The sequence below is a fragment of the Bacillus sp. CR71 genome, assembly GCF_003429245.1.
Classification (GTDB): domain Bacteria; phylum Bacillota; class Bacilli; order Bacillales; family Bacillaceae_G; genus Bacillus_A; species Bacillus_A thuringiensis_S.
The window spans coordinates 3,336,294-3,353,855 of sequence record NZ_CP031748.1 but is presented as its reverse complement, the minus strand read 5'-3'; the positions used below and the strand labels follow the sequence as shown (position 1 = coordinate 3,353,855).

Genomic DNA, 17,562 nt, shown 5'->3' with positions numbered 1-17,562 from the left:
GCACTTATTTGACAAGGTACTGTTCTATTTCTTTTATTAATAGTTCTGCACCTTCTGGACTCAATGAGATCTTACCCTTTGCTAATGCCATATTACGATTTGACACTTCTCCTGTTAATGCACAAACATGACCAGGCTGATACTTCTTTAAAATGATGTCTTCCCCTTCTACAAAAATCTCTAATGGTGATTTTTCTTTAATCCCAAGCGTATTTCTAAGTTCCTTTGGAATTACTATACGCCCTAATTCATCCACTTTTCTAGTTACTCCGGTTGCTTTCATCCAGCATATTTCCCCATTTCATTATCAATTTGTACCCAATTTATTCTTTACTATTGTAACAGAATTTCTCCATATATGAGAAACATAATAATCCCAAAACTAACGATCATAACCAGAAATTATTTAAATCTTTGCTGAAAGGAAATACGCCCTTCTTCCTCTTTTCGCAATACTGCGTAAAATAACTATACTTTTATGGATTAAGGCATGAATTTCCTGTCAAGGAGTTACTTCAACTCGTTAATATTACTCGTAGTACGTACTATTATTGGATGAAACAGCTCAATCATCCTAATCCAAATGCGGAGGTAAAAGAACTGATACAAGCTATTTATGATTAACACGATGGGTGTTATGGCTAGTAACAATACAGCTCATTCTTTCGTTTTGGAGTATTTCAAAATGTTAACTGGATGGGTATGTACGGTGACCTCTACTTAATTATCAGAAAAACATTAGCCTTTACTTGTACACACAATAATTACCATTATTTTCCGATGTTAGCATCATAATAAATCTTTCCTTTTCCTCTTTTTATCAGTATTGGTAGGTAAAGAGGGGCTAGGCACAAAAACAGGTTGTGGAGAAAGTCTTCTTCACAACCTGAGAGTAAGTTATATATCCAAATATGACCTGTTCTTTTAACTATTTAGTCTTTTATAATCTGTTATAGTCGATATAACTAGAGTCATAGTAAATCCACTGACCTGTTCCAATTCTTAGCCAACCATTCTTTTCTTCATATACTGTAACTTTTTCGCCTTTACTTGTCTTTCTAACAATAGAATAGTTTGTCCCTAATCCGCTTCGAACATTTACCCCAATACCATTAATTTGAGCCGTTCCAATTACCTTTTCAACACTACCATTTTCAATTACTTGTAGCATATTTAGAATGAATGTTGCTGTTTCACCACGAGTCGTTGTTCCTTTAGGGTCGTATTGATTGTCACCCTTACCTCTTACAATACCTAGGCCATACAGTCTTTGTACATCTTCTTTATAAATAATTTGGTCTTTGTCTGAGAATGGTAGGTTTACAACTGGTCCCCATATACCTTTATACTGTAAAGCCTTGTTTACAATAATTGCTGATTCTTCTCTTGTAATAGGTGTGTTTGGGTCAAAATAACCATCTCCTCTACCTTGAATGATACCTGCACTTGCAGTACGTTGAATACCATCTCGTAAAGTTGAATTTGCATCGTTTAGGTCTTTAAATGAAGCATCTCCAGCTGGCAGGTTTAGAGATTTAGAGATTAATTGAGCAAATTCGGCTCTTGTTATCGCTCTATTAGGTGCGAAAACTCCGTTTCCTTCCCCTATCATAATACCTCTTCTATTTAACTCTCGAATAGCTTCTTCATACCAACCTCCAGTAATGTCATCTTTTGGTTGATAAAGATTATTATAATACCCACCAACGCCATTTACGAATGCATCCCATTGTCCATTATTAATCATATTAGCAGGACAGATTTTACCACTCCATCTTTGGTGTTTTACAATGTTATTTAACGGTACACCAGTTTCTTTCATTAAATAAGCTACAAGTTTCTTAGCATTATCTACTGCTTTACTATAGTTACCGTCACTGTTAACTGCGATTTCAATTGCAATAGATTCTCTATTACCTGGACCATCACCGTCTCCTGCGTGCCATCCGTTCTCGTTTAATGGTAGATGTTGATAAATCTCTTTATCGTCTACTGTAAAATGCCACGATGCAGCTCGGTCTGTGTTCCCTACTGCTTGGTTATATAGGTATTGAGCGTGGTTTCTAGCACCTGCTCCTACACTTGTATTATCAGTCTCATGGATTGTAATATACTTTGGACTCATGTAGTTTTGAGGACGAATATTATCGTTACCTGCTGGAACAATCCATTCAGTGAATGGAACACCATTTATTGTACTAGAGGTGCTAGGTGATATGGGAGACAGACTACGTTTTGTTCTGTTTGAATTGTTAGGAACAGTTAATGTACCTGTTTCTTCATGAATGCCTTCTGAACGTTGAAGATTATCTACTTTCTTATTGTCGACAGTACCTCCACCACGTCCGTCTACCTCTTCAAAACTAGCTTCAATACTTTTTAAAGCCTGTTCATCTGTTGTTTGAAGTTGGTCTGTGTTACCTTGCACTTGAAGGCTTGTTGATTGCTTATTGTTTACTGATTGTTGTTCCTCTGCAAACGATACCAATGGTGAAGATAATACTGTTAATCCTGCCGTGAATGCTACTACTTTTTTATTAAATTTAATGTTCATTTCTAATTTGGTATACCTCACTATTTTAATAGATATACCTTCCTCCTTGTACTTCTTTTAGTCTGAATGTTAGTTTAAATAATGGTAGCCTGAACCCTCAAAATAACAGATTGATTTTACATTTCATATGTCAAACCGACATCTATAAGTCCTACTTGAAATGCTAGTACTTTAGAATTATAACACAGCACGATTGCAATACTCCCAAGACTCTTGCAAGTAATCTCCTAATCTTGGATATACTGATAGTATGACTCTAAAAAAGGGCATGATCACATCGCAATCAAGCTAACAAAATAAAATCCCCCCGATTAAAAGTGCCGCAGCAACGATTAATATTATTATTCCATCAGGACTATTAAGAATTTCTTTTATATGTTTTTTTGCTATTTGCTTAGTTTTTCCACTTGAAAAGAGATAAACAATGGAATAGAGAATTAGTAAGAAAAATACCGTAACTAACTCTATCATGGTTTATGTACCTCCTAATATATATGTACCTTTAATTATCCAGTAATTTTCTTGCACCTTGTATCAGCCAGAGTAACTGGAATACTTAGTTCAATAAAAGCCAAATGATAAAAATTACTCCCATAACTGCTCCAGTTCCAAAAAAACCTACCAACATTTTTCCCTCAGGACCATTAATAAGCTCTTTTAAAACTTCTTTTGCTATTCGCTGACCTTTACCACTTAAAGATATCGAAAGAATAAAGAATATTACCACTAATACAAATGAAAAAATTATTAGTTCCATGACTTGTGTACCTCCCTAATATATGTTCGCTATTAATTAAACAATAATTGCCTTATACATTATATCAACTAGGGTACATGGAAGTATAACAAATTATTTTTATAATTTAATTTATTAATTGGAACAGCATTAATACAGGATAGTTCAAGTCGGAGGAAGGCACCTTTGGGTGTCTTTTCTTTTATAGGGGTACAACCACATGCCCATCAAGCTTAACAAAACAGGTTGCCCCAAAAACGATAAAAATGAACTTCTTTGCGATAAAAAACACAAAATTTTCGTTAAAGGAGAAGCTCAAAATCTAAATTTGATGGGCTGAATCCCGTATTCCTCCTTTTCGAGGGGGGCAAAAACATCCGTATCAAAAATCTACAAAAAAAGAAAAGCTCAAAGAATACAATCTTATCTTTAACACAAGGAGAAAAAAGGCAGAATCTGTTTGATTAAAAATATGTTTTAGACTATTGAACAATAGTTGTAGACTGACAATATGTTTTCTGTACCCGAAGGATAATGTGTTAGACGAGATGACTGGGATAAACGGATAAGAAAACCGCCTGTGAGAGGGTCAATTTTTTTAAGTAGTAATTAAGTTCATGTTTCCATCGAAAAAATGCACCTTAACGAGGAGCATTAAGATATGTCTTTTTCACTTTAATGCTTTTATTATGTTATCTACAAATATTTTATCGATTTCATGTCCATGGTTTATTTGTTCTGGGTCCATAAGTAATGCTTTTGATCTATCTTTGTCAATCCACAAATGATACGTCTGGGTAGTTCCGTTTAAATAATGAACATTGATTTTAAAATTTGGTTCTTTTATGTTAGATGGATTTGTTGGGGTATCGAAGTGAGTGAATTTGATAGCATTCAAGAAGTCTCCAATCTCTAAGTCCTTAACGAATATGTATTTTTTATCACCCTCAACTTCAATAAATTCAACAGGTTTATTTTTTATGGAGTGTGATCCCTCACCATTCTTCGCTGTATATTTAAGTATAATACCATCTTCTGACTGGGTGCAATCTCTTAGCATATATGCAAGACCATGTGTTTCTTGAGGAGTAACGAACTTATTACATATATCCTTTCTATTGTCGTTTTTGTACTTGTGAATAAAAGTAAATTTCTCATTTTGATAAGTTACAGTGTCTAAACTCGGTACTTTTGCCTCCTCGTCAATTAAATAATTTTTAATGTGTATCTCGTCATTTTTCTTATCTTTTACATTTTGAGAAAATGTTTCAAATCGTTCTAGATTTCTAGATTTTTCTTTAGGTATGTGTATTACAATCTCATTTTTACTCGCTTCAGAAGATGCTTCTTCATTACCACATGCAGTTAAAGAAGCGAGCGATAAGCATATTGCTCCAACAATTAATGTTTTCTTCAAATTGAGTTCCTCCTTTGAATATATTGTAAATTTAATTATATCAATGATTAACTATTTTCCCCTAAAAAATTTATCGATACAAATCTTTTCCGTATCCCATCATCATTAAGTTAAAGCAAAGATGTATCCATAAACGGGTAATTTTTTAAGCATCTTTTGAGAAATCAGATGATGAGAATTCACTGGCTTGCTTTTCATTATAAGGATAAAATTTAAATTTCTTAGATTCGTTTATTTTTTGTAACTCTTCATATAAATTAAATGCAATATTAATTTCCTGTTTACTAGCGTTGCTGTCTTCTTTTATATGAGTTAGTTTAAACGCTTTCTCTATTAAATCTGTTCTTAATTTTAAAATAGTAATCACATCACTTTTCAAATCAAAATATTTAATTAAGGTTTTACACTTTCTCAATATTACAGTATCAGATTTCTTATATAATAAAATTATTCTCTTTATTTATTTTATGTATCTGTTCCCTTTGAACCCTACTATTATAGGGTTCCTTTTTTTATAATCATATATTTATTAATTAAGTTATCAATTTCCTGACTTAAATAGAGGACTTTCGTATGACTAAAGCCATGTTTATTTACCAATTCTACTAATTCTAATTTTTTATTTTCTATTAAATCATTTAACTTCGCTACTAACATAAACTTGTTTCTATCACACTCCCTCTGAGCAAAATAAAAAGAACTGCTCCCAGCTCTTATATACTAAAATCTTTATTATTGCAGTGTAAAATTTTCCATATTCTATTATAAATGAATATATATAACGCTAACAACAATAATTTCTAGTGTATAAATAAAAAGCAGCAATATTTAATTACTGCTACTCTTTTTAAATTCATTATTTATAAAAAAGTATTCTTCCGGTCCATCAGCCTCACCATATCAAACTTCCAGCCTTATAATATGTGCTGCTACTTCCTTTAAAACCACATTCATAAATAATATGATAGGTGCCACGTTATGTTCTAGATCTCTATAGTTCCTTAGATTGGCTATAAATGACCATTCATTATCTTTAAAATTTGTATAATAATCATTCTCTTCTTCCCAGATTCCTATGTGCCACCTCATATATAGAAAATCACCTTCTGCAAATGCTTCATTTATCTGTTTCTTTGTAAATGGAATATCTTTACTATGATTAACTTTTATATATTCTTTAACGAATGGAAACTTTAAAGCAGCTTCTTCCCAACTTCCTGTATTTATTAATTCCACCAATCCTTTATATTCATCTTTTATAATTACTTTATCTCGAAAGGCTGTATACATTTCAAAAGAAATTTACTTCACCCTCTTAAATTCATTATGAATTTAATTAACATATATACTTAACTACACAATAGAAGGTTTTAGAAATCGTATTACGTTTCCCTTTTCATTAAATTGACTCTCATTGTTACAATTCTTTGAGGTAAGATTCACTATATAACTCTCTGAAATTTTAAAAGTTCTTTCCTCATTAAACATTGTCAAAGGAACTGATACTCCAACATTATTATCTAAATGACTTAGTACCATTACAGGGATAGTTTCTCCTTTTAACAAATCAACATATGAGGTCTTAACTTTATAATAATGCCCTTCTAAAAAATGCATTTTTCCGTTTATTAAATCCACTGCAACTCCATTATTACAATACGCTAAGTTTTGATTTAAAAAATGAATATCGTCTGATACTTTAATAAATTTCATCGTTTTATTATCAAATATATAGTAACCATCTCTTACTACAAAAAGATTATGTGGATTGATAAACTCTAGCAGATAATGTGTAATTTCAAAACTAGTATCTCCCTTAATCATTTCTCTGTATTCTACATAAAGTTTTTCTAACTTTTTAAATGTACTTAGTTTGATCCCCTGATTTGGTCTTGATGCAAGTGTTAAGTCATCTAATACCCATTTAGCCACATATGTTGACGTTGGAATCATTTACAATTTCCCCCTTCAAAATTCTATATATGAACATATAAACTATTTAAATTTAATAAATTGGGCTCTACTTAAAGTATAGGCAGAATCTATTTAATAACTAAGATAATTCTCTAACTTTTTCATATTTACTTCTTATAAATTATAATTATCAAACTCCTACTATGAAATTTTCAAGAATCAAAAAACTAATACAATTTGATTTAGCTATTTGGCTGTATAAAAATATATCAACTACCAATTAACTGGATTTATACTTTAAAAAATGTACAAATCGTTCCTATTATTTCGAGACAATTGAAATATTTGAAAAGAAAACCCTACACAGAAAATCATATATGGATATTATGATTATATTTTATGTAATTACGTGTGAGATTCTAAACGATATTTACGTCCTTTCAGAGACAGTATCCCCTTGATTATCTGGTGTATAAAAATATATTAAACATATAGTACGTGAAATTTTTAAAGAACACTTTAGGAGGTTTTAAGTACATGGCAAATGTTGTTTTAATTATACGGAATTCAGATCTATTAAAATCTATGAATAAGATATTAGCTAATTCTAAATCTGCAGAAAAAGTACATGAATTACTAAACAAATCAAAAACTGGAATTTATTGTTTTGTCTAATTCAATAAGCACGAATATCATCACATTCAGTATCTATATAGTTTAACTCTACAAATTGCACATCTTTTTGGTGATTTAACAATTCTATTTTATTCATATTGTTCCAATCAAATACTTCTGCATGAGAAACTAAGCATTTTGCTTTCACAGTAGTTGTAATTCTCAGAAGTTGTTCTCTATCCTGCCATGTTGATATAAGACATGGCATCTCTAGCTCAATTAAAAATTTTTCTCCTACGGCAAAAAAATTCATTACACTGAGTGCATCTGATTCAAAAATCTCACATTCTGTTGTTTTTGAAATGACTTCTGCCCAACCATCTAAATAGTCAATACCTTTTAGCATAATGGGAAGCTGCTCTATCATTTCAACTTTTTGTGTTATAACCTCCAATAATAAGGTTTCAGCTAAAATATCAATCTTTTCTTGTTCCAATATTAAATTCCCTCCTTAATCGACGAAACAAAGAAATATTTTCTATATTATATTATGAATTGATCTATGAAAGAAAAATAAATGAATGCTCTATACAATTCGATTTAACATAAAGCATTATAATCGATAGCAAGAAAAAAACGGATCCCTCCTCTAAAAAGGAATCCACCCTTTCATTATGTACTTCTATACTTGATTTATTTTCTTTGCTCTTGCAACCTTCCACAAAGCCACAATTAGTATGAGGAGTGGTATTCCCTGAATGAAGAGAAATCCTCCCGAAAAATAAAGCACACGACTAACTAGAGGAGGCGCTGTTGCCGACTCACCCGCAAAATAAGCCCCATAATTAGCCGCCACACCTGCATAATCAGCTATCCCACCTATAAGAAAAGCCGCTGGACTTGTGATTAGATTTATCCCTAAACAGATCATTATCGATGATAGGTTTTTAGCCTTAATTTTTGGTGAAACAGACAATAAAAATAAGAATAACGCAGTGCCGTTTATAAGAAGTAGTGGTATTACATAATAAATCCCCATAATTCCCCTCCATGGCTTTAATTGTACCATCAGCAAGGATTGATTTGAACAAATAGGATATTTATGTAAGTCAGATATAGTGTCTCATTATCAGTAACAAGAAAAAAAGCCCTGATCAGGGCTTTTTTTTAAGATTACTATCATGAAATTTTTAATTGAAGAAAGACATGATTAGATTGATGCATCTTTTTTTGATGTCTGTTTTGTGAAATCATACAAAGCGATTGCACCTAAAAGAACAAGTATACCTCGAGGAGCATCTATCAAAATAGTTTCCCACATTTCTGGCATTGTCCATTTAATATCTCCTGCTGATGCAAGATATGATTGAAAATAACCGATTGAAAAATCAATTATACATAAAAATACAAATATTGTTAGACCAATTCGAATTAATTTTTTATTTGTAAACATATAACACCTCTCAAAACCCATTGGATATTTTTGATTTAAGGTTTTTTATATATAAAAATCTTTATATGTAATTTTAACATACAAAAAACCCAAATAAATACAATATGCATATTTACATATTGTATAAACAGTATTCCATGATGGTTAAGAAATTCCTGCAAGTAAAAAAAGGAGCCCAATAGGACTCCTTTTTGTTTTAAATCTTAATAGTTAATTATAGCTTGTCCAGCTGGATACCAGGTTCCGTTATTTGCTAGAGCGAAACCATAGACAGTCTGACCAGAGCCTATTTTTTGTTTAACATTATTTAATGATTCATATCCATATGCCTGATAACCATTCCCGCTTTGTGGATATGCTACTGCTAATGTATTGTAATTATTTGGATCCGAATAACTATTTGTCCAAGCTATTTTTTGATAATACTTTGAAGTGAATGGATTTTCTAAGCCTTTTACAGCAAATTCAACAGTGCTCCCATTGACATTAACAGTAGTATACGCCGTACTTAAAGTATTTAAGTCTGCAACCTTTTCCTTACTTAAAGCTGGTGTGTTTTCTGCCGCCATCACACCGCCAGCTCCAGACAACATAATCCCAGTTGCTAATGCTCCGATTGCTAGTTTCTTTAACATAAAAAATCCCCCTTTAATAGTTTTATGGCTTGCACCTTCATCATACTTTCGATTTTCATACATGTAAATATATTACAATTTCAGAAACATAAAACTATTTATTGCGAATGTTGAGTTAAGATATGTTGTCTGATAATAACGATAGATGGTTATTATCATATGAAAAAGTCCTACATTAAGTAGGACTAAATAGCCTTAGCAATCTCATAAATAACGGAATCATTTGCACCACTATATAACCGATACCTGCCCTTGAAATTAGACTGAATCCTCGCTCCTGACTACCAACCATAATGAACAAACTACCGCATAACGCTACAACGGATGCTATTGGGTATGACACCACTTTAATTAAGAATATAACCGGTTCAAACGCATTTACAATATGATTGTATAATTGGCCCTCTATATAATTCTTTATCTTTCCATCGTTTGATTGCACATCTTTAAATACCTCATTCACATCTGGATTTTAACCATCAGCAAATACATGAGGAATATCTATAATATTGCTGAATATAATTACACTGCCAATCATAATTCTCATTCGCGCCGCCACGGGTGCGTATTTTTTGCATCCTTTTTGAACAAGCTCCACTTTTTCTTCGTGCCATAGTTACCATATGGATCATCTCCTTATTTTTAAATGTCCATTTTGTTCAATAAAAAAAGAACACTATAAAGTGCCCTAAGCTTCTGAGTATAAAATATACGACAATGCCTTGCCCGTTCTAATGGCGCAACCTAAAAGAGCTTTATAGCGGAATATATATAGCTCTCGGAAAAGGAATAAGTTGGTTGGCATTGACTCGATATTGTATGTTTGGGAATTCCTTATGTGCAATAAAAAAGCTCTATACCTATTTATAGAGCTCTTTAAGTGAGTAACGGTGTATTTATATTGACCTGATATTATATGATGAAAGCCTCCTTATGTACAAACGAAAGAGAGCACTCCCCCAATAAGTGCTCTCCCTTGAAAAAATATAGGGGAACATGTTGGAAACCGTTCAGTGTCATTATATGATATTCTCATTCCCAACTATGCCTAAGTCATGTATTAAAGGGGGTTAATGTGTAATTTCTATACAACAAAGAAAAAAGCACCCGAATGGATGCTTAAATTAAACTTATTCATTATCAATATCTCTACTTTCATCATTAACTGATTTAGGGGCTAACATGATTCCTATATCCGGCGGCAAAATTAACTCTATACCAGCTACTGGTTGATTGTCCTCATTAAAATAATACTTCTTTATCTTATTCAATTCTTCATTTTTCTTATTTTCACTCATATTATCCCGCCTTTTATGTATGATATTAAAAACTTTTCTTAATATGTACATTGAGAAAGATAATATACTATTTTTCAACTCTCACACAACTTATAAAATTTTCACATAATAAAAGAACACCCATAATTGATAGGTGCTCTGATATATAAAGTGGTTTCCATCCACACATTCCAATATATGCTCGTCCATCTCGAAAGATGCAAACAAAAAAGCACCTAAATAGGTGCCTTTTCGAAACGTATAACGCGAGTAGCCCCCACCACTCTGTATGGTTCCGTTATCCATTAGGCCTTTAATAATTTGTGTTTCTTATTAGCCATCTTCTCTTTTGCTGCTTCAATGCTATTTACTAATTTCTTATGGTCCTGATCAAATTGAATCATTCCATCAAACATAGCTGGTGCTACTGCTTCTTCAACATAAGGAAGAAACAAATTGCTCCCATCTTCTCCGCTTTCTCCAGGTAATCCAATTGATGCTGTGCAATGTTCTTCAAATCAAAACGTGTATCTTTCTCTGTAGACTTCGCTTCAAATGCGATAGCTCGCTTATACACACCGTCATAGTCTACTGTACTTTTAGCTTCATAAAATTCATTTAGTACACGGCCACCTTTATTTAATACCTTCACAGGAGCCGGGCGCTTGCTTATAAGCACCACTCCCCCTCTTTGATACATTTTTTTCATTCGCTAGATTGATAAGCATTCCAAATGCAATCCCACGGTTTCCTAGTCCCGTTGTTACTCCTCACTTTCTATTAAAAGGAGTATTTTGTTCAGTTGTCTCCATTACATACAATAAACGTGCTTCATGATATAATATTTTCATTTACATAAATTTACTACTTCATAAAAGGAGGTAACTATTATGAAAAAATGGATTATTGCTATCATATATTGTTCTCTTTTAACAACATTTTCTTATTTATCTATTAAAACTGTACTTTTATCCGCTACTACCTCTACTTCATTCCCAAATCTTCATTTCTTTGTTGGAATGTTCGGATTAACCTTTGGCATTTGGCTATTCGTATTTGGAATACGAAAATATATTTTGTTTGCCACGGAGGATGAAAAAGAACGCCGAAAATTTAAAACCATGTTTTCTATTATTTCAGTTTTATCTTGCTACATTGCAACTCTGTTATTTTTTATTTAATTCAGCCTACAGTTTGTACATATACTATTTCTGCCCCTGAATAAAACTCAATATTCCGTCAATACTGTAAACAACCCATTTCGAACCATATTCCATTACCTGAGCAGTTAGCTTTTGCTAGCTGCTCTTTATTTGTACAAGGTACTCAATTGACTGGCGCACATATAATATTCTGAGTTCCTTTCTTTATAAAATAGTCGTTATAAAATGAGACTCGTCACGAGAGCACTTTACTAAGTGCTCTTTTTATATTCCAACTTAATACAAAATAAAATTTTTATTCTAATCTTCTCTAACATCTTCCTTAATGAAAAACGACTCACAGTTTGTATAAGCCAAGCATATATTTACTTAGACAAGACATAGTTTTTTACTGTACATGTACAATTTTTGTGCATGTTTTTTTGTTCAATACAATAACTATTTTATTAAAAATCCTTAATGAGCTACTCCTTAAAGTTTTGTAATATTAATGTCACTAAAATCAATTTTTCCACTATAAACTCTTTACTATAATTTTCTATATACACAAACAAGGAGAGTGTTATATGAAAAAATCATTAGTTATATCTGTATTACTCGCACTATTTTCTAGTTTTGCTATTGGATGCGAAAGATCACCTACTATAAATAGAATGGGAACCGAACAATATTATGTACAGATAACAAACAACGGTGAGATAAAAGGGAACCAACGATTCTATACTTTATCTACTTATAATAAGGATGGGATAGAAAAAACAGTTACATTTGGAAGTGTAAAACCTGGAAATAAACCTCTTAAAGAAAATGCCTTCATCCGCCTTTATGTCAACCAAAAATATGACAACAATACTGAGATAAATCATAGAGAGTTGAACTACCCCCACTTTCACTTTGTTTAGAAGTGAGGGATTCCTAAGTAAAGAGTTCTATCGAACTCTAATTGATTAGGCTAACCCCGCAGTCCTTGCGGTTAGAAGCCTTATCGCTTCATTCTTTATATTGATACTTGCGTTAATATCCCTATCATGGTGTGTACGTCAAGAAGGGCAGTCCCATTCACGTAGGTTTAGATTTTTAACGTCTTTATTTTGATATCCACAACAAGAACATAATTGGCTGGAAGGAAATGTTTTCGATACGACAATGACTTGTTTTCCATACCATTTTGCTTTATATTCCAACATTGTTCGAAATTGTGACCATGATACCTCACTAATTGCTTTTGCTAACTTATGATTCTTTAACATATTCGATACTTGCAAATCCTCTATACCGATAACATCGTGATTTTTGATGATTTCAGTTGAGATTTTGTGCAAGTAATCTTTCCTAGCATTTGATATGTATTCATGAATTCTAGCTACCTTTACTCGTTGTTTATTCCAGCGAGAAGATCCTTTCATTCTTCTAGAAAGAACACGCTGCGCTTTCGCCACCTTATCTTCTAATAATCGAAAAAACTTCGGATTTTTATAGGGTTTACCATCTGACAAAATAGCAAAATCTTTTAGTCCTACATCTATTCCAATGTAAGAATGTGTTTTCGGAAGTTCTTGTACTTCTGTTTCAACTAATAGTGACACAAAATATCTGCCAGAAGGGTTTCGTCTAACAGTCGCATTTACAATACGTCCCTTTACTTCGCGGCTTTTGGCAAATCGAACAAGGCCTAGTTTCGGCAACTTTATTTTGTTCCCTATAACGGCAATGTTTTCATTTGTTTGTTTTGTGGTGTAAGATTGTACGTTATTCTTCTTGGATTTGAAACGCGGGGCACTATTTTGTTTTTTGAAAAATCGTGTATATGCATCCGCAAGGTTGCGAACAGACGACTGAATCGCAATACTATCCACTTCTTTGAGCCAAACAAACTCTTTCTTCATGGCAGGAAGTTTGGCAGAGCATGTACCATATGTTAAACCTTTTCCAGTCTCTTTGTATACGTGATCCCATAGGGATAGGAAATGATTGAATACAAAGCGAGAACAACCTATCGTTTTGTTAATTAGAATTGCTTGTGCTTGATTTGGATAGATACGAAACTTAAAGGCTTTATTAATTATCATTTAATTCACCTCCATTTCAGTATATGACTATTATATACCAAACGTACATTCGATAGGTAGTGGAGTAAAACTTTCTGTAAGTCGAACAATTAAGATGGCTTCCTGCCATCCCTTGTTCGAAGCCAATTCATCTCCCACCTACTCACTCGGCTGTGACCCTTCACGCTCCTTGAGGAAGGAGTCTTCTTGGCTAAAATGATAAAAACATAATAAAAAAGAGTGCGATTAAGATATGCACTCCTTCAAAAGAATTTACCACTCTCGATGGTCACCGTGATCATGATTACGATCGCGTTCATGATCACGTCTACGACGACACTCATCACAATCGCAGTCACGTCTACAATGACAGTTGTTAAAATCGTTTCTTCTGCGTCTACGACCGCATCCACAAAATACTAAATCATCCCAAAATCTATTACAATCTCGAGAATGTCCAAAATTATTATTCCACCCCATAGATATGATTCCCTCCTCTAAAAATTGAATTTATCATATTCTATGATTAAAAGTTAGAAATGGTTTGTTTACTAGTCTATGTTTCAGACTAATAATATTTCAATTTGCAAGTCTATCTGATCCCTAATCTTTCCTTAATAACAAACAAGACGCCACCCAGATTACGGCAAGCGCCTACGATAATTGCTATAAACTTAATCAAACTTATTTATCCTGACTTTATTTATTCCTTTGTTTCCATACCCCATTCTCTTTACGATAAGTATTCTTGCCATCCATGAAGTCAGCTGTATTACCCGGAATGCTATATTTCTTATTTTTTTTCTTAGCCTTCTTCTTCAGTCTCTTCTCTTTTTGAATAACTTGCAAATCTGCCTTCCATTGTTTCAACAAATCCTTTTCACGTCGCATCGAATTTGTACCCCTTGGATTAAAATGTGAACTAAATAATTAGATTCTACCTATTTATATAGAATCCTTTAATCCAAATGTCCATTTTATTCTACCCCTCGTTTAATATGTACCAATTTATGTTTTTCCTTCTATATAGGCCAACGATATATTATAATCCTTTATATCACCAAGGAGGTTTACCATTCTTTATTTCCATAAAATATTTCCCGTCTTAGGATTCTTTTGGTTTTTATACGGTTTTATTGGTCTCATATTTTTATTACTTTCCTTAGCGTATCGTAACAATGCGTATACATGTATGCTTAATGTGTAATTTCTATATAACAAAGAAAAAAGCACCCGTTATGGATGCTTTTGATTACTTATGCGCTTAATTTTCCAGTAATCTCTTCTGCTGTTAAATCGTATTGTTATTCCTCACTGTCTATAAAAATAATTAGTTCGTTAAGTTTCAATATGTAATATTGTATACTCTTTACTTTCAATTTCCATATATGCAATAATTTATTTATAAAAATACAAAATATTAGTAAGGATGATTTATATGAACAAATTCCGGAAGAAGATAATTAAATCCTTACAAACTTCTTGGGGATGCTTAGCATTTGGTGTATTAATATTTGCTATCTTTTTAATTATAGATCTAACAGATACACCTTTAAATACATTAAGTTGGAGAGATTGGCTAGGTTCTTCAGTAGGTGCAGCCATTGTATCTGTAGGAATGTTTACTTTAAGTAACTTGGATTTAAAATAATTTTTCCGTCAATACTATATGTAGGCTGTATGTCAAAACTCATTTGAAGTAATTTTCTTTGTATCTCCTTGTATGGAGCAGTTAACTTTTACTAACTGCTCTTTTAGTCGTGAGCATTATTGACAAGCTATCATATAATGTAGTCATGCCTTTCTTAAAATTAAGTTCGTCACTTGAATTATAAAAATGGGATTAAACCCTATAATCTTTTCAAGAATCAGCCATATTTTATTCCTGAAAAAGTGCTTTATTTTACTGAAAGGTGGTTGCGGAAACAACTGCCTTTTTGTTTATGACAAAAGGATTATTTTTTTCAAATGTTTACTACTAATGATCAGTAAATATCTTATAATTGTTATATATGAAATAATTTGTTTAGGAGCAGATAAAATGCCAGTTACACTAGAACTTATTCTTTTTATTCTTATAGCAATTAGTGCTGTTGGCTATTTGATAAAAGAATCTCAAAAAACCAAGAAAAGAACACTTGGAATTTCACTAGAACTTTTAGTTCTTTTCTGGTCAATATGGAGAATATCGACTATTATAATCCAAATTTCGGAATATAATCTCTCGTGAATAAAACCCAATATTCCGTCAATACTTTATATGACATTAGATTTTCTCCCTGTTCCCCCTTGGAGAACCGAGCAGTTAGCTCTTGCTGGCTGCTCTTTGTCTGTAAAAATACACTCAATTAACAAGAAACGCATATAATATTCTGTGTTCCTTTCTTTATAAAATAAAGTAGTCTTCACAAAATGGATCTCGTCACGAGAGCACTTAATAAAGTGCTCTTTTTTGGTTTTAAAATAAACAAAATGAAATTTTTATTTATTTTTCTTTCATATATAATATTTTAATATTTGTTTATGATATAGTTGTAACTTTTGTACAACATATAGCTGTATCCAGTGAAACTTCTAAAATTGTACAACCGAGCAATTAGCTACTTTAGCTAGCTGCCTTGTTATGTAAAATAAGGCATTTATAAAAAGCTTTCTCAACACCCAACTGATGGAATCCAATTACCTTTTATGGTAATCTATTGGTAATCACGTAAAAATCTATCGTTCCATTAACAGGACCCGTCCCCCTAATCGGGTCCTGTTAAATGTTCTCTATTAAAATGGTGTTTTGGTTCGACTATCGTCTTTACTTCCCCACGTCCTACAATTCAATATGCAATATTACATATTTAGTATATCAAATTTATAAACATGTAATAATTGCTTTATACAATGTTTATAATTATTATCGAAAGGAGAATACTACATGTCTTTCTTTTCGTGGTCTCCTCTTATTTTCTTAACAGTTGTTGCAATCATCATTTCTATTAAAAAGACTAAGAAACAATAGCTTTAAATAGTTACAATAAGTTATTTTTAGGAGGTGTAGTTATGTCATTTGCAGCATGGAGTGCAATTTTTATGACTTTAATCGGAGCAATGTCAGGATTAATATTTGGTACAATTTCTTCTAAAAGAAGTAAAAATATCAACTAAAAACCTACTAATAAAAATAAATTTTTATTTTAGTGACAGCTGATACAATCTTAATATTCCAGCTGTCATTTTCTATTCAAATAACTATTTTTTCACTTTTTTGATACATTTATGAAACATTTATATGTTATCTTCAGTAGGTTCTTTTCTTTTCATAAATTGTGTGAATTATACCCACACAAGAAGCTCTAGATCCCTAAATCTAGGGCTCCTTCGTTTAAATAAATATTTTTTTAATTTGATGTATAGACAACTATATATTTAAATGTTAAAATGTTATTGTGATTCCCGCATGGTTTCACATACGACTTTTTTTCTTCGGTTATGGGGTTCTTACGTAATAGTAAGAGCCATTTTTTTATTCCAATAAGTTTTTTGTTAAAAATTTACACACACGTACTTTTCGATATATAATTAAATTATTAATATATTAGGAGTGTTAAGTATTTCAGGAACAATAATGATTTTGTTATATATTTGTTTCGGAATGAGTTTCGTTTTTAGCTTAATAAGGGAATTTCGAAAACCACAGAAAAACCAGTTCTTAATTTTAGTTGATTCTTTAATTTCGCTAGGAGCTCTATTCCTAGTAGG

The 17,562-nt window shown here is 32.0% G+C and carries 20 protein-coding genes and 4 pseudogenes; 5 read left to right on the top strand and 19 right to left on the bottom strand.

What is annotated here, in order from left to right; all coding sequences use genetic code 11:
- Window positions 1–4: 4 nt before the first annotated feature.
- Window positions 5–283 carry an AbrB/MazE/SpoVT family DNA-binding domain-containing protein gene (locus tag DOS87_RS16895; protein ID WP_097853798.1) on the bottom strand — a complete coding sequence of 93 codons (279 nt, stop codon included), beginning with the start codon at window positions 281–283 and terminating at the stop codon, window positions 5–7.
- Between the two features lie 194 nt (window positions 284–477).
- Here DOS87_RS16895 and DOS87_RS16890 point away from each other — a divergent pair.
- A pseudogene (locus DOS87_RS16890) lies at window positions 478–621 on the top strand (IS3 family transposase); the annotation flags it as partial.
- A 319-nt stretch (window positions 622–940) separates the two neighbouring features.
- On the opposite strand, the gene DOS87_RS16885 reads toward DOS87_RS16890, so the two are convergent.
- The 15 genes and pseudogenes from DOS87_RS16885 to DOS87_RS16810 form a co-directional block, all read right to left on the bottom strand.
- A complete protein-coding gene (locus tag DOS87_RS16885; RefSeq protein WP_133964188.1) occupies window positions 941–2,554 on the bottom strand; it encodes an S-layer homology domain-containing protein in 1,614 nt (537 codons plus the stop codon).
- 288 nt (window positions 2,555–2,842) lie between these two features.
- Window positions 2,843–3,025: a hypothetical protein gene (locus DOS87_RS16880; protein ID WP_098392155.1), complete on the bottom strand. Its 183-nt coding sequence runs from the start codon at window positions 3,023–3,025 to the stop codon at window positions 2,843–2,845.
- Window positions 3,026–3,110: 85 nt separating this feature from the next.
- Window positions 3,111–3,311 (bottom strand): hypothetical protein, encoded by a 201-nt coding sequence (locus tag DOS87_RS16875; protein ID WP_098392151.1) that lies wholly within the window; start codon window positions 3,309–3,311, stop codon window positions 3,111–3,113.
- Between the two features lie 649 nt (window positions 3,312–3,960).
- Window positions 3,961–4,707 carry a DUF4362 domain-containing protein gene (locus tag DOS87_RS16870; protein WP_133964189.1) on the bottom strand — a complete coding sequence of 249 codons (747 nt, stop codon included), beginning with the start codon at window positions 4,705–4,707 and terminating at the stop codon, window positions 3,961–3,963.
- Between the two features lie 145 nt (window positions 4,708–4,852).
- Window positions 4,853–5,074 (bottom strand): hypothetical protein, encoded by a 222-nt coding sequence (locus tag DOS87_RS16865; RefSeq protein WP_241667546.1) that lies wholly within the window; start codon window positions 5,072–5,074, stop codon window positions 4,853–4,855.
- Between the two features lie 128 nt (window positions 5,075–5,202).
- Complete coding sequence (locus DOS87_RS16860; RefSeq protein WP_071729396.1) at window positions 5,203–5,364, bottom strand: aspartyl-phosphate phosphatase Spo0E family protein; 162 nt, start codon at window positions 5,362–5,364, stop codon at window positions 5,203–5,205.
- Between the two features lie 243 nt (window positions 5,365–5,607).
- Window positions 5,608–5,997, bottom strand: coding sequence for a hypothetical protein (locus tag DOS87_RS16855; protein ID WP_098392148.1), 390 nt, complete (start codon window positions 5,995–5,997; stop codon window positions 5,608–5,610).
- 63 nt (window positions 5,998–6,060) lie between these two features.
- Window positions 6,061–6,660, bottom strand: a complete 600-nt coding sequence (locus DOS87_RS16850) for a hypothetical protein (protein WP_208730028.1) — start codon at window positions 6,658–6,660, stop codon at window positions 6,061–6,063.
- A 637-nt stretch (window positions 6,661–7,297) separates the two neighbouring features.
- Window positions 7,298–7,732: a hypothetical protein gene (locus DOS87_RS16845; RefSeq protein WP_176524331.1), complete on the bottom strand. Its 435-nt coding sequence runs from the start codon at window positions 7,730–7,732 to the stop codon at window positions 7,298–7,300.
- A 186-nt stretch (window positions 7,733–7,918) separates the two neighbouring features.
- Window positions 7,919–8,275, bottom strand: coding sequence for a hypothetical protein (locus DOS87_RS16840; RefSeq protein WP_000513528.1), 357 nt, complete (start codon window positions 8,273–8,275; stop codon window positions 7,919–7,921).
- A 171-nt stretch (window positions 8,276–8,446) separates the two neighbouring features.
- Entirely contained in the window at window positions 8,447–8,710 is a 264-nt protein-coding gene (locus DOS87_RS16835) for a DUF3937 family protein (protein WP_133964191.1), read from the bottom strand.
- A 182-nt stretch (window positions 8,711–8,892) separates the two neighbouring features.
- The gene (locus tag DOS87_RS16830) at window positions 8,893–9,324 is read right to left on the bottom strand and encodes a hypothetical protein (protein ID WP_098220127.1); all 432 of its coding nucleotides are present in this window, start codon (window positions 9,322–9,324) and stop codon (window positions 8,893–8,895) included.
- 175 nt (window positions 9,325–9,499) lie between these two features.
- Window positions 9,500–9,945 (bottom strand): annotated as a pseudogene (locus DOS87_RS30530) (hypothetical protein); the annotation flags it as partial.
- 509 nt (window positions 9,946–10,454) lie between these two features.
- Window positions 10,455–10,622, bottom strand: coding sequence for a hypothetical protein (locus DOS87_RS16820; RefSeq protein WP_166669685.1), 168 nt, complete (start codon window positions 10,620–10,622; stop codon window positions 10,455–10,457).
- A gap of 284 nt (window positions 10,623–10,906) precedes the next feature.
- A pseudogene (locus DOS87_RS16810) lies at window positions 10,907–11,329 on the bottom strand (Holliday junction resolvase RecU).
- Between the two features lie 162 nt (window positions 11,330–11,491).
- Between DOS87_RS16810 and DOS87_RS16805 the strand changes: the two are divergent.
- Window positions 11,492–11,782, top strand: a complete 291-nt coding sequence (locus DOS87_RS16805) for a hypothetical protein (protein WP_208730027.1) — start codon at window positions 11,492–11,494, stop codon at window positions 11,780–11,782.
- 548 nt (window positions 11,783–12,330) lie between these two features.
- Window positions 12,331–12,666, top strand: a complete 336-nt coding sequence (locus tag DOS87_RS16800) for a DUF1093 domain-containing protein (protein WP_071715081.1) — start codon at window positions 12,331–12,333, stop codon at window positions 12,664–12,666.
- A gap of 45 nt (window positions 12,667–12,711) precedes the next feature.
- Here the strand turns inward: DOS87_RS16800 and tnpB are convergent.
- The 3 genes and pseudogenes from tnpB to DOS87_RS16785 all read right to left on the bottom strand — a co-directional run bounded on the left by tnpB (window position 12,712) and on the right by DOS87_RS16785 (window position 14,703).
- Window positions 12,712–13,833: pseudogene (tnpB, locus tag DOS87_RS16795) on the bottom strand (IS200/IS605 family element RNA-guided endonuclease TnpB).
- A 252-nt stretch (window positions 13,834–14,085) separates the two neighbouring features.
- Window positions 14,086–14,292: a hypothetical protein gene (locus DOS87_RS16790; protein WP_002094308.1), complete on the bottom strand. Its 207-nt coding sequence runs from the start codon at window positions 14,290–14,292 to the stop codon at window positions 14,086–14,088.
- Window positions 14,293–14,511: 219 nt separating this feature from the next.
- Window positions 14,512–14,703 carry a hypothetical protein gene (locus tag DOS87_RS16785; RefSeq protein ID WP_001250605.1) on the bottom strand — a complete coding sequence of 64 codons (192 nt, stop codon included), beginning with the start codon at window positions 14,701–14,703 and terminating at the stop codon, window positions 14,512–14,514.
- Window positions 14,704–15,250: 547 nt separating this feature from the next.
- Between DOS87_RS16785 and DOS87_RS16780 the strand changes: the two genes are divergently transcribed.
- The gene (locus DOS87_RS16780) at window positions 15,251–15,463 is read left to right on the top strand and encodes a hypothetical protein (protein ID WP_001032093.1); all 213 of its coding nucleotides are present in this window, start codon (window positions 15,251–15,253) and stop codon (window positions 15,461–15,463) included.
- A 390-nt stretch (window positions 15,464–15,853) separates the two neighbouring features.
- Complete coding sequence (locus DOS87_RS16775; protein ID WP_001145518.1) at window positions 15,854–16,042, top strand: hypothetical protein; 189 nt, start codon at window positions 15,854–15,856, stop codon at window positions 16,040–16,042.
- The last annotated feature ends 1,520 nt before the right edge of the window (window positions 16,043–17,562 follow it).

Excerpts from the sequence above, each read along its gene's own strand:
- DOS87_RS16895 (WP_097853798.1), bottom strand. The coding sequence starts at position 283 with ATGAAAGCAACCGGAGTAACTAGAAAAGTGGATGAATTAGGGCGTATA.
- DOS87_RS16885 (WP_133964188.1), bottom strand. The coding sequence starts at position 2,554 with ATGAACATTAAATTTAATAAAAAAGTAGTAGCATTCACGGCAGGATTA.
- DOS87_RS16880 (WP_098392155.1), bottom strand. The coding sequence starts at position 3,025 with ATGATAGAGTTAGTTACGGTATTTTTCTTACTAATTCTCTATTCCATT.
- DOS87_RS16875 (WP_098392151.1), bottom strand. The coding sequence starts at position 3,311 with ATGGAACTAATAATTTTTTCATTTGTATTAGTGGTAATATTCTTTATT.
- DOS87_RS16860 (WP_071729396.1), bottom strand. The coding sequence starts at position 5,364 with ATGTTAGTAGCGAAGTTAAATGATTTAATAGAAAATAAAAAATTAGAA.
- DOS87_RS16855 (WP_098392148.1), bottom strand. The coding sequence starts at position 5,997 with ATGTATACAGCCTTTCGAGATAAAGTAATTATAAAAGATGAATATAAA.
- DOS87_RS16850 (WP_208730028.1), bottom strand. The coding sequence starts at position 6,660 with ATGATTCCAACGTCAACATATGTGGCTAAATGGGTATTAGATGACTTA.
- DOS87_RS16840 (WP_000513528.1), bottom strand. The coding sequence starts at position 8,275 with ATGGGGATTTATTATGTAATACCACTACTTCTTATAAACGGCACTGCG.
- DOS87_RS16835 (WP_133964191.1), bottom strand. The coding sequence starts at position 8,710 with ATGGGTTTTGAGAGGTGTTATATGTTTACAAATAAAAAATTAATTCGA.
- DOS87_RS16830 (WP_098220127.1), bottom strand. The coding sequence starts at position 9,324 with ATGTTAAAGAAACTAGCAATCGGAGCATTAGCAACTGGGATTATGTTG.
- DOS87_RS16820 (WP_166669685.1), bottom strand. The coding sequence starts at position 10,622 with ATGAGTGAAAATAAGAAAAATGAAGAATTGAATAAGATAAAGAAGTAT.
- DOS87_RS16805 (WP_208730027.1), top strand. The coding sequence starts at position 11,492 with ATGAAAAAATGGATTATTGCTATCATATATTGTTCTCTTTTAACAACA.
- DOS87_RS16800 (WP_071715081.1), top strand. The coding sequence starts at position 12,331 with ATGAAAAAATCATTAGTTATATCTGTATTACTCGCACTATTTTCTAGT.
- DOS87_RS16790 (WP_002094308.1), bottom strand. The coding sequence starts at position 14,292 with ATGGGGTGGAATAATAATTTTGGACATTCTCGAGATTGTAATAGATTT.
- DOS87_RS16785 (WP_001250605.1), bottom strand. The coding sequence starts at position 14,703 with ATGCGACGTGAAAAGGATTTGTTGAAACAATGGAAGGCAGATTTGCAA.
- DOS87_RS16780 (WP_001032093.1), top strand. The coding sequence starts at position 15,251 with ATGAACAAATTCCGGAAGAAGATAATTAAATCCTTACAAACTTCTTGG.
- DOS87_RS16775 (WP_001145518.1), top strand. The coding sequence starts at position 15,854 with ATGCCAGTTACACTAGAACTTATTCTTTTTATTCTTATAGCAATTAGT.